At 68.8% G+C, this 12,539-nt stretch carries 13 protein-coding genes; 9 read left to right on the top strand and 4 right to left on the bottom strand.

Annotated elements, in window-relative coordinates:
- Position 1 precedes the first annotated feature (1 nt).
- The 3 genes from U5A56_RS20265 to U5A56_RS20255 all read left to right on the top strand — a co-directional run bounded on the left by U5A56_RS20265 (position 2) and on the right by U5A56_RS20255 (position 2,406).
- Entirely contained in the window at positions 2-901 is a 900-nt protein-coding gene (locus U5A56_RS20265; protein WP_321924214.1) for a LysR family transcriptional regulator, read from the top strand.
- 96 nt (positions 902-997) lie between these two features.
- Entirely contained in the window at positions 998-1,324 is a 327-nt protein-coding gene (locus tag U5A56_RS20260) for a carboxymuconolactone decarboxylase family protein (protein WP_059466882.1), read from the top strand.
- Between the two features lie 74 nt (positions 1,325-1,398).
- Complete coding sequence (locus U5A56_RS20255) at positions 1,399-2,406, top strand: aldo/keto reductase (protein ID WP_124891661.1); 1,008 nt, start codon at positions 1,399-1,401, stop codon at positions 2,404-2,406.
- Positions 2,407-2,633: 227 nt separating this feature from the next.
- Here U5A56_RS20255 and U5A56_RS20250 read toward each other — a convergent pair whose 3' ends face one another.
- Both U5A56_RS20250 and U5A56_RS20245 read right to left on the bottom strand, forming a co-directional pair.
- Positions 2,634-2,864: a hypothetical protein gene (locus U5A56_RS20250; RefSeq protein WP_044844399.1), complete on the bottom strand. Its 231-nt coding sequence runs from the start codon at positions 2,862-2,864 to the stop codon at positions 2,634-2,636.
- A gap of 279 nt (positions 2,865-3,143) precedes the next feature.
- Complete coding sequence (locus tag U5A56_RS20245) at positions 3,144-4,049, bottom strand: hypothetical protein (RefSeq protein ID WP_321924211.1); 906 nt, start codon at positions 4,047-4,049, stop codon at positions 3,144-3,146.
- A gap of 78 nt (positions 4,050-4,127) precedes the next feature.
- On the opposite strand from U5A56_RS20245, the gene U5A56_RS20240 reads away from it, so the two are divergent.
- Positions 4,128-4,466: a helix-turn-helix domain-containing protein gene (locus tag U5A56_RS20240; protein ID WP_044844401.1), complete on the top strand. Its 339-nt coding sequence runs from the start codon at positions 4,128-4,130 to the stop codon at positions 4,464-4,466.
- Positions 4,467-5,086: 620 nt separating this feature from the next.
- The gene (locus tag U5A56_RS20235; RefSeq protein ID WP_321924209.1) at positions 5,087-7,042 is read left to right on the top strand and encodes a Xaa-Pro dipeptidyl-peptidase; all 1,956 of its coding nucleotides are present in this window, start codon (positions 5,087-5,089) and stop codon (positions 7,040-7,042) included.
- A 151-nt stretch (positions 7,043-7,193) separates the two neighbouring features.
- Here the strand turns inward: U5A56_RS20235 and U5A56_RS20230 are convergent, their stop codons facing one another.
- Together U5A56_RS20230 and U5A56_RS20225 are read right to left on the bottom strand one after the other, a co-directional pair.
- Complete coding sequence (locus U5A56_RS20230) at positions 7,194-7,334, bottom strand: hypothetical protein (RefSeq protein ID WP_415749184.1); 141 nt, start codon at positions 7,332-7,334, stop codon at positions 7,194-7,196.
- 169 nt (positions 7,335-7,503) lie between these two features.
- Positions 7,504-8,433 carry a 2-hydroxyacid dehydrogenase gene (locus U5A56_RS20225; RefSeq protein WP_321924207.1) on the bottom strand — a complete coding sequence of 310 codons (930 nt, stop codon included), beginning with the start codon at positions 8,431-8,433 and terminating at the stop codon, positions 7,504-7,506.
- A gap of 165 nt (positions 8,434-8,598) precedes the next feature.
- Here U5A56_RS20225 and U5A56_RS20220 point away from each other — a divergent pair, with 165 nt between their 5' ends.
- The 4 genes from U5A56_RS20220 to U5A56_RS20205 are packed head-to-tail and all read left to right on the top strand — an operon-like array spanning position 8,599 to position 12,402.
- Positions 8,599-9,522, top strand: a complete 924-nt coding sequence (locus U5A56_RS20220) for an ABC transporter substrate-binding protein (RefSeq protein WP_321924205.1) — start codon at positions 8,599-8,601, stop codon at positions 9,520-9,522.
- Complete coding sequence (locus U5A56_RS20215; RefSeq protein WP_321924203.1) at positions 9,519-10,697, top strand: ABC transporter permease; 1,179 nt, start codon at positions 9,519-9,521, stop codon at positions 10,695-10,697. Before U5A56_RS20220 ends, U5A56_RS20215 begins: the two co-directional genes overlap by 4 nt.
- Positions 10,694-11,632, top strand: coding sequence for an ABC transporter ATP-binding protein (locus U5A56_RS20210; protein WP_044844407.1), 939 nt, complete (start codon positions 10,694-10,696; stop codon positions 11,630-11,632). The genes U5A56_RS20215 and U5A56_RS20210 overlap by 4 nt, the downstream gene beginning before the upstream one ends.
- The gene (locus U5A56_RS20205; RefSeq protein WP_321924201.1) at positions 11,629-12,402 is read left to right on the top strand and encodes an ABC transporter permease; all 774 of its coding nucleotides are present in this window, start codon (positions 11,629-11,631) and stop codon (positions 12,400-12,402) included. The genes U5A56_RS20210 and U5A56_RS20205 overlap by 4 nt, the downstream gene beginning before the upstream one ends.
- Positions 12,403-12,539 lie beyond the last annotated feature (137 nt).

Genomic DNA, 12,539 nt, shown 5'->3' with positions numbered 1-12,539 from the left:
CATGCCGCGCGACAACTTTGCGGACCTGCTCGCCTTCATCGCCGTCGCGCGCGAGCGCAGCTTCACGCGCGCGGCCGCCCGGCTCGGCGTGTCGCAATCCGCACTCAGCCATACGATCCGCTCGCTCGAGACGCGTCTCGGTGTGCGGCTGCTCACGCGCACGACGCGCAGCGTGGCGCCGACCGAAGCCGGCGAACGCCTGCTGCTCAACCTCGCGCCGCGCTTCGACGAAATCGAGGCCGAACTGTCGGCGCTCGCGGAACTGCGCGACAAACCGGCCGGCACCGTGCGCATCAACGCGACCGACTACGTGATCCGCACGCTGCTGTGGCCGAAGCTGTCGCCGATCCTGCTCGACTACCGCGACCTCAAGGTCGAGTTCGTAACCGACTACGGGCTGTCCGACATCGTCGCGGAACGCTTCGACATCGGCGTGCGGCTGGGAGACCAGGTCGCGAAGGACATGATCGCGGTGCGCATCTCGCCCGACCTGAAAATGGCGATCGTCGGCGCGCCCGCGTATTTCGCGCAACGCGAGCACCCCGCGACGCCGCAGGATCTCGTCGCGCACGACTGCATCAACCTGCGGCTGCCGACGCACGGCGCGCTGTACGCGTGGGAACTCGCGCGCGGCGACGACACGCTGCAGGTGCGCGTCGACGGCCAGGTCACGTTCAACGGCACCTATGAAATGCTCGACGCGGCGCTCGCGGGCTACGGCCTTGCGTACGTGCCGGCCGAACTCGCCGCGCCGCACGTCGGTGCCGGCAGGCTCGTCAGCGTGCTCGACGACTGGTGTCCCACCTTTCCCGGCCACCACCTGTACTACGCGAGCCGGCGGCAATCGTCGCGGGCTGTCGCGCTGATCGTCGACGCGCTGCGCCATCCCGGCCATTCATGAACCGGTTCGATAAGTGCATGCGCATTCCTGGGGATTATCGATAGGCGCGTCGGTGGCTACCATCGTCGATGTCTTCCACGTCCTCCGGAGCCCCCGATGTCCGAACCGACTTCCGCCGCGCGCCAGGCCTTCGGCGCAATCGCGCCGGCTCTCGCCGACTACACCGACAACGTGTTGTTCGGCGACGTGTGGCAGCGCCCCGGCCTGTCGCCGCGCGATCGCAGCCTGATCACGGTCGCGAGCCTCGTCGCGCTGTATCGCGTGAACGAACTGCCGTTCCATCTGAAGAAGGCGCTCGACAACGGCATCACGCGCGACGAGCTGATCGAGGCGATCACGCATCTCGCGTTCTATTCGGGCTGGCCGACCGCCAGTTCGGCGCTACCGATCGCGAAGCGCGTGTTCGACGAAGCAGGCGTGTGAGCGCCGCATCCGGACCGCACGCTCATTCAACCGACTTCAATCGACGCGGGCGCTCGCCCGCATGGAGCTTCACCATGGATTACCGCTATCTCGGGCGCAGCGCGCTGAAAGTGTCGCCGCTGTGTCTCGGCGCGATGATGTTCGGCGGCGAGACCGACGAAGCGACGTCGACGCGCATCATCGACAAGGCGTTCGACCAGGGCATCAACTTCATCGACACGGCCGACGTCTATCACGCCGGACGCTCGGAACAAATCGTCGGCCGTGCGATCGCGCGGCATCGCGACAGCTGGGTCGTCGCGACGAAGTTCGGCTTTCCGGCCGGTCCGGACGCGGGGCCGAACCGTCAGGGCCAGTCGCGCAAATGGATCTACGAATCGGTCGACGCGAGCTTGAAGCGGCTCGGCACCGATTACATCGATATCCTCTATTTCCACCGCGCGCTGACCGATGCGCCGCTCGAAGAAGGGATGCGCGCGGTGGCAGACCTGATCCGGCAAGGCAAGGTGCGCTACGTCGGGCTGTCGAACTTCAAGGGCTGGCGCATCGCCGAGATCGTGCGCCTCGCCGACCAGCTCGGCATCGATCGCCCGGTGGCGAGCGAACCGCTGTACAACCTCGTCGATCGCACGGCCGAGGTCGAACAGTTGCCGGCGGCCGCGCATTACGGCATCGGCGTCGTGCCGTACAGCCCGCTCGCGCGCGGCGTGCTGACCGGCAAATACGCGCCCGGCGCGCAGCCGCCCGCCGATTCGCGCGCGGGCCGTGGCGACCGGCGCATCCAGCAGACGGAATGGCGGCCCGAGTCGCTGCACATCGCGCGGCAGGTGGCCGAACACGCGGCCGCGCGCGGCACGACGTCGGTCGCGTTCGCACTCGCGTGGGTGATGAAGAACCGGATCGTCAGCTCGACGATCGCCGGGCCGCGCACCGAAGCGCACTGGGACAGCTACATCGATGCGTTGACGCTCGAACTCGGCCCCGACGACGAACGCTTCGTCGATTCGCTGGTGCCGCCCGGACATGCGTCGACACACGGATACACGGATCCCGGCTATCCGGTCGAAGGGCGGAAGGTTTGATGTTCGTCTGCTGAAACCGGGTGCGCGCCGCCCGACCGCATGATGCGACGCGTGCAATGGCAGGTTGGCGGAGGATGAGCGACTGACATGCCGGACGTTGTCGTCCGGCCAGCTGGTACGTCGGCACGCCGCCGAACGTCGCATGACGCGGCGAAACGATCAGAACGAAAGACGGAAGACGACCGCGGCCGAAGCGAAAGCAGAAGCCGCGAATTCAGTTCAGTTGTTCAGTTGCCGTGCGCGGCGTCGGCGCCCACCACGCGATCGAAGAATTCCTGCGCACGCGCCAGTTCGGCGAGCGCGCGATCGAGGCGCGACATCGCAAGTGCATAGTCGGCCGACGAGATGTCGTCGTCGCTTTCGCCGCGCACGGCGCGAAACGCCTGGTCGACGTTGCGCGTCGCCTCGACGAAGCGTTGCGCGGCCCGGGCTTCCCGCGAACAGGTGTGGGTCGACATCGACACTTCTCCCTCAGGGTTGCTGTGTGAAGCAAGCCGACGCCCAGTGTGCGTGGTGCGCATGTCGGCGGCGTGAACGACGGCAAGCAGCCTGTCGATGCACGGCCACCGCGCGGCACGCTTCGTGGCGATTGTCGCTCCGCACCCGCCGCTCCGCTACGGCGAGATTGCAACAAATTCTTGCGCGCGCCGAGATGGCGGCCATACGCGTGCGCGTCGCTGCACGCGCATTCAGCTGCCCTGCCTTGCGTCACGCGCCGCGCACCGGCGGCGCGAACGTCATGCGCGCCCGATGCGCGGATGCGCGAGACCGCCGAACGCGGCCGCTTCGCCGGGCGACAGATCGAACAGATCGCCGGTGAGCTCGCCCGGATGCTCGGCCGCGGGCCGGCTGCGCAGCCGCGCGACATTCGTGGGCGCGACGTAGGCAGCCGCCGTTTCGATCGGCGGCACGTCGAACAGGTCGCGCGTGACGCCGCGCACGGCATCCGTCGGCGACTTTCCGCGCAAGCGCGCGACCAGTTCGACGAAGCGGTCGAAATCGCCGGCGCGCGTCGCCTTGTTCACTTCGGCGAGATCGCGCGCCTTCAGCACGCACGGCTGTGCGAGCCGCACGAAATACGGTGCCTCGAGTTCGACCGACAGCGCGAGCGGATAGCTCTTGCCGGTTTGTTCCTTCGCGCGCCCGATGCAGTCGACCACGGCCGCGCCCTGCGCGACGCCGAGCGGCTTGCCCGTGCTCACGCTGCGCAGGTGATCGGGGCACACGCGCAGTTGCGTGCCGACCGTCAGCGCGGTGGACGATGCGCAGACGAGCGCGTAGTGCTGTTCGCGACGCCGGCCCGACGGCAGCGTCGCGCGGCTTGCAATGAACGTGTGCGGCGGCAGCGGCCGCACCTGGCCGCTGGCGTCGACCCAGGCGTTCCACAGCAGCGCGTCCTCGCGCTTGCGCTCGCCCGGCCGCGTGCGCGACGCAACCGGCGAGAACAGCGCGAGCAGCGAGCCCGTGCGATGTGCGGCGACTTGCGCGCTGCTGCCGAGCGGCTGGTTGATGCCCCACAGAAAACGCCCGCCTCCGAGCCGGCGCTCCCATTCCTTGCGGAGCACGACGGTCGGCAGTTCCTCGCCGGACTCGGTACCGATCTTCGTCCAGCAGAACGTGGGAGGGAGGTGTTTCAGTGTCATCAACTTTCTCGGGATACAGCCTCGCTGGTGACAGCAAGCCCATTCAACAACCGTAACTGTATAGGTATAATGCATCGCATGGAAGCCCCGGATCACGATTTTCCTGTACAAGACCTGTTACGCCGTCTGATGGCGGACACGCGCTCGTCCAGCGAAATCGCGCGACTTTCCGGGGTCAGCCAGCCGACCGTGTCGCGGCTGCGGCTGTCGAACGGGCATCGGCTGCGGCGCAGCGCGCCATTCAACAAGCTATGCAGTTTCTACGGCGTCGATACCGGCCCGGCGCGCCGCCGCTACAACGACCTGCTGCGCGACGCGATCGTCGACGCGTGGGACGGCTCCGACGAGCACGGGCGCGCACTGCTGGTCGTGATTCAAGGGTTGAAGGATCTGCAGGCGAAGGCCGACGACGGGTGATGGCGCGCGCGAGCGTTCATCAATGGAAGGTAGACCGAGAGCATCCGGCGAGCGGGCGGTGGCGAATACGATTCGCCACCGCCCGTTTTGCATGGGGCGACAGGACGCGAAGCAACGGCAAGCGCGTCGCCGGACATGCGCGATGTAATCGCCCTACGCGTTCCGCATCGGCATGCGCTTCGAAACTTTTTTACCTACGGTTAAAAAAGTTTGACACGCCGTTTTCGCTGAGATAACTTTTGTGCAAGCTTCCGGAAAGCAAACGCGGACCGGCAAGCCATCACGATGCGCGGCGCGGCCGAAACCGCCGATCCGTTTCATTCCGTCGCCGCACGCGCGTCGCGTCGTGTTTTTTCGCAGCGCAGCACCGCAGCTCGCAACATCCCCGTCTCATCGAATGGTGTCGTTCCGTTTCATCTGGAAGGACGCGTGGCACGCACGCATTTGATTCGTAGTCCTGCATGACTGCAATGCACTGCCGCCGCTTTCCGGCCGGGATCGCGCCCGGCGTTGTCCCGATGGTGCAGTTTCCTCTTCGTCGCATGCAGTAATCGGCCCGGCCCGCAGGGGGCGTATCGCGGAACGGTCGTATCCACACAATCAAAAGAACGAGGTCGGCAATGCAATTTCATATCAGAGGATCGCGCAGCGCATGGCTACCCGCGCTCGTCGCGGCCGCGACGCTCGCCGCGTGCGGCGGTGACGACGGCGGCAGCGTGGCAGGCGTCTCCGCGCTCGCGCAAAATCAACAGGACGAGGCCGCTGCATCGGCGGCGGCCGGCGCTCAATCGCTCGCAGCGCGCGTGTCGCCGTCCGGCGTCCCGTACGCGAACCCGGCGAGCGGCGGACGCTACAAACCGGTGATCAGCAACGGCCAGGTACAGCCGTCGCTGTCGGGCGGCACGATCGAGGAAAACGCGTGGATCGACACGCCGGTCGACTCCGACGGCGACGGTACGCGCGATCGCATTCACGTGCGCATCGTGCGCCCGTCCGAAACCGCCAACGGCGCGCGCACGCCGGTCATCGTGCTCGCGAGCCCGTACTACGCGGGGCTTGCCGACAGCCCGAACCACGACGTCGACGTCGAACTCGACGGCTCGCCGCATCCCGTCGCGACGGCCGCCGCCCCCGGCGGCGCGTCCACGCGGATCATGGCCGCCGCGCCGCAAGTGCGCATGCTGCAGCAACTCGAGGCGGCCGCGGCCGGCCGTTCGTGGATCGAGGGCTACTTCATTCCGCGCGGCTTCACGATCGTCTATGCGGATTCGCTCGGCACCGCCGGCTCCGACGGCTGCCCGACGATCCTCACGCGCGACGAATCCGTCGCGATGGCGTCGGTGATCCGCTGGCTCGGCCGCGATGCGACCGCGAAGGATGCGAGCGGCAAGGCAGTCGTCGCGAGCTGGTCGACGGGCCACGTCGGCATGTACGGCGTGTCGTACGACGGCACGCTGCCGAAGATGGTCGCGAGCCTGCGCACGCGCGGGCTCGATGCGATCGTGCCGATCGCCGGGTTGTCGAACATGTACGGCTACTATCGCTCGGGCGGCCTCGTGCGCGCGCCGGAGGGCTATCAGGGCGAGGACGTCGACGTCTACATCAAGGCGCTGCTGACGAATGCGCATCCGGAGCGCTGCACGCACCTGGTCGACGAAGCGCTGCAGCAGGAAGACCGCAAGACGGGCGACTATTCGCCGTTCTGGGCCGCGCGCGACATCCCGACCGAGCACGCCGTCGCGCCGGCACTCGTCGCGCAAGGGTTGACCGACGACAACGTGCGCGTCGACCAGTCGACATCGTGGTATCTCGCGATGCGGCGCCAGGGCGTGCCGACGCAGTTGTGGCTGCATCGCCTGAAACACACCGACCCGACCCGCGTGCCGGCGATGGCCGATGCGTGGACCGCCGAGGTGAACCGCTGGTTCACGCGCTACCTGATCGGCGTCGACAACGGCGTCGAACGCGATCCGCGCGCGGTGGTCGCGCAGGCCGACGGCACGCTGCTGAAGGAAACCGACTGGGCCGCGCGGCGCGCCACGCCGGTCGCGTATTTCGCGGGCGGCGACGGCACGGGCACCGGCACGCTGTCGCGGCTGCCGAGCGGCGGCCCGCTCGCGCGCTTCACCGACGATGCGTCGATTCCCGCGCTCACGCTGGCGAACGCGCCGACCGGCGAGCATCGCAGCCGCTTCGAAACGAGTCCGTTCACGACCACGACGCGCCTGTCCGGCTCCGCGACCGCCCGCGTGCGGCTGACCTTCACCGGCGTCGCGAACGTGACGGCGCTGCTGGTCGACCGCGCGCCGGACGGCACGGCGACGATCGTCTCGCGGGCATGGACCGATCCGCGCAACCGCGTGTCGGACTGGATCTCGGCGCCGGTGCTGCCGGGCATGCCGTATGACCTGAAGCTGACGTTCATGCCGCGCGACTACACGCTCGAAGCGGGTCACAAGCTCGGCCTCGTCGTGCTGTCGAGCGACAACGAGGCGACGCTGCGGCCGGCACCGGGCACGGGGCTCGCGCTCGACCCGGCAGGAACGTCGGTGACGGTGCCGCTGGTGTCGTCCTGACCCGGCGCGCGCAAAACGGGCGCGGTGATCCGAAGGATGCGCGTGCGATCGCGAACGATCGCACGCGCCCGAATCCAGACGAAACGTACCCTGGGCGCCACGCGGCGATGCTGCACCGTTGCGTGGCGCCGTTCTTCATCGACAATGCGGCTCAGCCCGCCGCAAGACGCCTGGGCACGACATCCGGCCACAGGTTCGCGCGATCGACGAGTTGATCGTCGCCGGTATGTTCGCGGGAGTGGCGGCCGATCCCGCCGCGGCTCGGCACGAAGGGTACGGCAGCGATAGCCATCGATCGTCTCCATGAACGGCACACGTCCGGCAGCGGCCGGACGGCATGGAGTGCGATGTCATTGCAGCGGGATCGATGTTCCGGCGCCGAATGGCCGGCCATGATGCGAATTTTTCCGATTTTCGCGTGCGGGTTGCGGATACATGCCCGCGCGCCGCACGGACCACACTCACAGCGGCGTCAGCACCGCCTCCCCGGCGAAATGCCGCGCCGCATTGTCGAGAAACTGCTGGACCGAGCGATCGAGCGCCTCCGGCGACCAGCCGCCCATGTGCGGCGTCAGCACGATATTGTCGAGCGCCGTCAGCGCGCGCGGCGGCTCCGGCTCGCCTTCGTAGACGTCGAGCCCCGCGCCCGCGATGCGCCGTTCGCGCAGCGCATCCGCCAAAGCAGCGGTATCGACAACACTGCCGCGCGACACGTTGACGAGAAACCCGCCGGGGCCGAGCGCATCGAGCACCGCGCGGTCGATCAGGTGACGCGTGCCCGCGCCGCCCGGCGTCGCGACGATCAGGAAATCGGCCCATTGCGCGAGCGCCTCGACGCGCTCGAAATAGCGATACGGAACATCCTTCCCGGAACGGTTGTGATAACCGATCTCGATGTCGAAGCCGGCCGCGCGCCGCGCGCACTTCTCGCCGATCTTGCCGAGCCCGACGATACCGAGCTTCTTGCCCGACACGTTCGGCGGCATCGGCAGCGCGTCGCGCCATACGCCCGCGCGGGTCTTCGCATCGAGTTGCACGACGTTGCGCACCGCCGCCAGCAGCAGCGCGAACGCATGATCGGCAACGCAATCGTCGTTGGTGCCCGCGCCCGTCACCACGGTGATGCCGCGCGCCTTCGCATGCGCGACGTCGATGTGCTCGTAGCCGGCGCCGAGCGCGCTGACGAACGTGAGCTGCGGCAGACGATCGATTTCAGCGGCTGTCAGGCCCGTGCTGCCGTTGGTCAACACCGCGCGAATCGTGCGGCCGTGTTCGGCGATCGCGCGCTCGCGTTCCTCGGCGGTCGGTGCATGGTGGACGTCGTACGACGCGGCGATCTGGCGGTGCGCGTCGTCGCGCAGCGCGATAAGGACCAGTAGCTCAGGTTTCATGTCAGCAAGTGTCCGCAGGCGAGAATGCGCTCCAGTGTAACAACGGCGTGCGACGCATGCGGGTTACCCCCACGCGTGCTGTGGACGTGCCGCCGCACGCGGTTTGCCAAAGCCGACTCAGTCAAGTAACTTTCGGCGTACGTCCCCGTTCTGGAGAAGGCCCCGATGAAGCTCGCCCTGCCCGCCCGCATCCTGGGCCTCGCGTTCGCCGCCGCAGTCGTCGCACCCGGCGCGCACGCCGACACGCCCGTCGTGGTGTCATCGAAAATCGACACCGAAGGCAACCTGCTCGGCAACGTCATCGCACAGGTGCTGAAGGCCCACGGCATCCCCGTCACCGAAAAGATCGCGCTCGGCACGACCCCGATCGTGCGCAAGGCGCTCACGAGCGGCGAGATCGACATCTACCCCGAATACACGGGCAACGCGGCGTTCTTCTTCAACAAGGCCGACGATCCCCTGTGGAAGAACGCGGGCCAGGGCTACGACACCGCGAAGAAGCTCGACTACGCGGCGAACCATCTCGTCTGGCTGACGCCGGCGCCCGCGAACAACACGTGGGGCGTCGCCGTGCTCGCGCCGGTCGCGCAAGCGCAGCACCTGAAGACCTTCTCCGACTTCGGCAAGTGGATCGCGGGCGGCGGCAAGCTGAAGCTCGCGGCATCGGCCGAGTTCGTGAACAGCGCATCCGCGCTGCCGTCGTTCGAAAAGGCATACGGCTTCAAGCTGAAACCCGATCAGCTCGTCGTGCTGTCGGGCGGCGACACGGCCGCGACGATCAAGGCCGCCGCGAACCAGACCGACGGCGTGAACGCGGCGATGGTGTACGGCACCGACGGCGGCATCTCGTCGAGCGGCCTCGTCGTGCTCGACGACGACAAGCACGTGCAGCCCGTCTATGCGCCGACGCCGGTGATTCGCGAAGCCGTGCTGAACGCGCATCCGCAAATCGCCGACTTCCTGAAACCCGTGTTCGCGAGCCTCGACCTGAAGACGCTGCAGACGCTGAACGCGCGCATCCAGATCAACGGCGAACCGGCGGCCGGCGTGGCCAAAAGCTACCTGAAGTCGAAAGGCTTCGTTAAGTGACGGGTCGCGCGGTGGCGTCCGCGCGGCGCATCACGCTCGACAAGGTCGGTATCCTGATCGGTGTCCTGACGATCGTGGCGGTGTTCGGCATGCCGTTCATGGTGCTGCGGCCGAACCGCATCGCGGCCGGCACGGGGCTGTCGGTATTCGCCGCGCTGCCCGCCGTGCAGGGTGCCGCGCTCGCCGCGCTGTGGCTCGTCGGCGCGTTGTGGGCGATGACGGCGAGCCGTCCCGCATGGCGGCTCGCGGCCGGCTGCACGTGGCTCGCGACGCTGGCCTACGCGGTCGGTGCGGCCGCGACGCACGCCGTCGCCCCCGACGACGCGCTCGCACGCGTATCTCCCGCGGCGGGCGTGTGGCTGCTGCTGTTCGCGTGGGCCGTGCTCGTCGCCGACGCACTCGCGCGGCTCGCCTTCGGCCCGTGGCGGCGCCTCGTCGCGCTCGCCGTCGCCATGGCAGCGATATCGCTGCCGCTCGCGAGCGGCTGGTGGGACGGCCTGTCCGTGATGCGCGAATACGCGGTGCGCAGCGACGACTTCTGGCGCGAGGCGATCCGGCACGTCGCGCTCGCGGGCGGCTCGGTCGCGGCCGCGCTCGTCGCGGGCCTGCCGCTCGGCATCGCGTGCGCGCGGGTCGCGCCGGTGCGCACCGTCGTGATGCCGGTGCTCAATATCGTGCAGACGATCCCGAGCATCGCGATGTACGGGCTGATGATGGCGCCGCTCGGCCTGCTCGCCGCGCACGTGCCGCTCGCGGCCGCGCTCGGCATCCGCGGGATCGGCGTCGCGCCGGCCGTGCTCGCGCTGTTTCTCTACTCGCTGCTGCCGATCGCGTCGAGCGTCGTGGTCGGGCTCGAGCAGGTGCCGCCGCACGTGACCGAAGCAGCACGCGCGATGGGCATGACGCGCGCGCAGCGGCTGCTGCGCGTCGATCTCGTGCTCGCGTTGCCGGTGATCCTGAGCGGCGTGCGCATCGTGCTGGTGCAGAACATCGGCCTGACCGCGGTCGCCGCGCTGATCGGCGGCGGCGGGTTCGGCATCTTCATCTTCCAGGGAATCGGGCAATCGGCCGCCGATCTCGTGCTGCTCGGCGCGATCCCGACGATCGCGCTCGCGCTGGCGGCCGCCGTCGTGTTCGAAGCCGCGACCACGCTCGCGAAGGGACGTACCGCATGATCGAGATCGAACGCATCGGCAAACGCTTCGGCGACGTCGTCGCCGTCGACGACGTATCGATGACGATGAAGCAAGGCACGATCACCGCGCTCGTCGGCGCATCGGGCAGCGGCAAGTCGACGCTGCTGCGGATGATCAACCGGCTGATCGCGCCGACCGGCGGCACGATCCGCATCGACGGCGTCGACACCGCGAGCGTGCCGCCCGAGCAGCTGCGGCGTCGCATCGGCTACGTGATCCAGGGACACGGCCTGTTCCCGCACTGGAGCGTCGCGCGCAATATCGCGACCGTGCCGCGGCTGCTCGGCTGGCCGGCCGAGCGCATCGACGCGCGCGTGCGCGAACTGCTCGACCTGTTTCATCTCGCGCCGTCCGAATTCGCGGACAAGCTGCCGCACGAACTGTCGGGCGGCCAGCAGCAGCGCGTCGGCGTCGCGCGCGCGCTCGCGGCCGAGCCCGCGATGCTGCTGATGGACGAGCCGTTCGGCGCCCTCGATCCGATTATCCGCAACAAGGCGCAGGACGATCTGTACGCATTGCAGCGCCGCCTCGGCATCACGGTCGTGATCGTCACGCACGATATCGAGGAAGCGCTGAAGCTCGGCGACACGATCGCGGTGATGGACGGCGGACGGCTGCTGCAGGTCGCGTCGCCGGCCGAGATTCTCGGCAAGCCGGCGGCGGGTGTCGTCGAGCAGCTCGTCGCCGGCGTCGACCGGCCGCTGCGCCTGCTCGCGCTGACGCCGATCGACGCGGTGGCCGAGCCCGGTCACGCCGACGGCGAACCGATCGCCGCGACACGCACGCTGCGCGACGCGGTGTCCGAGCTGCTGTGGCGCGGCGCGGACGCATTGCCGGTCGAAGGCGGCAACGGGCCCGACGTGCGCCGCATCACGCTCGACGCGATCCGCGCGCACGCGAGGAAGCCCGCATGACGACGCGGCCCGCGCGTTCGCACTCGTCCCGGCCGCGGCGGCTGCCCGCGCATGTCGCACGCGCGGCCGCGCTCGCGCTGCTGCTCGTGCTGCTGTTGCGCCCCGCGTGGCTGCAGGGCGTGTTCGCGCCGTTCGCGGACAACGGCGCGCCGGTCATCTACGACCGCGCGAGCCTGCTCGATCTCACGCTCGCGCATCTCGGCACCGTCGCGCTGTCGAGCCTGCTCGGCACGCTGGTCGCTGTCGCGGCCGGGATCGCGGTCACGCGGCCGGCCGGCGCGGATTTCCTGCCGGTCGCGCGCAGCGTCGTCGACATCGGCCAGACCTTTCCGCCCGTCGCGGTGCTCGCGCTCGCGGTACCGGCCGTCGGCTTCGGGTTGAAACCCGTGCTGATCGCGCTCGTGCTGTACGGGCTCCTGCCGGTTTTCGAGAGCACGATCGCGGGGCTCGATGACGTGCCGCGCGACGTCGTCGACGCCGCGCGCGGGATGGGGATGAGCGGCTGGCAGCAGCTGGTGTCGGTCGAGCTGCCGCTCGCGTTTCCGGTGATCGTGAACGGCATCCGGCTCGCGGTCGTGATCAATCTCGGCACCGCGACGATCGGCTCGACGGTTGCCGCGCGCGGGCTCGGCGACGTGATCATCGCGGGCCTGCAGACGTCGAACACCGCGTTCGTGCTGCAGGGTGGCGTGATCGTCGGGCTGCTCGCGGTGCTGGTCAGCGATGCGATCGGGGCGATCGCGCGGGCGGCGGGCGCGCGGCGGGCGTAGCACGCGGCAGGCGGATTACGCACCCGCAGTCGCTGCGCAGCGGGCGAAAAAGGGGCGCAAAAAAATCGGACGCGCTTCATCCGGACTCCGATGCGTGTTCGTGCAACGATCCCACCTGCGCGCCGCGCGCATCGATA

It is taken from the genome of Burkholderia sp. BCC1998, from assembly GCF_905339875.1.
In the GTDB taxonomy this organism is placed as follows: Bacteria; Pseudomonadota; Gammaproteobacteria; order Burkholderiales; family Burkholderiaceae; genus Burkholderia.
The sequence above is the reverse complement of the archived record's forward strand: the minus strand, read 5'-3'. Positions and strand labels throughout refer to the sequence as shown.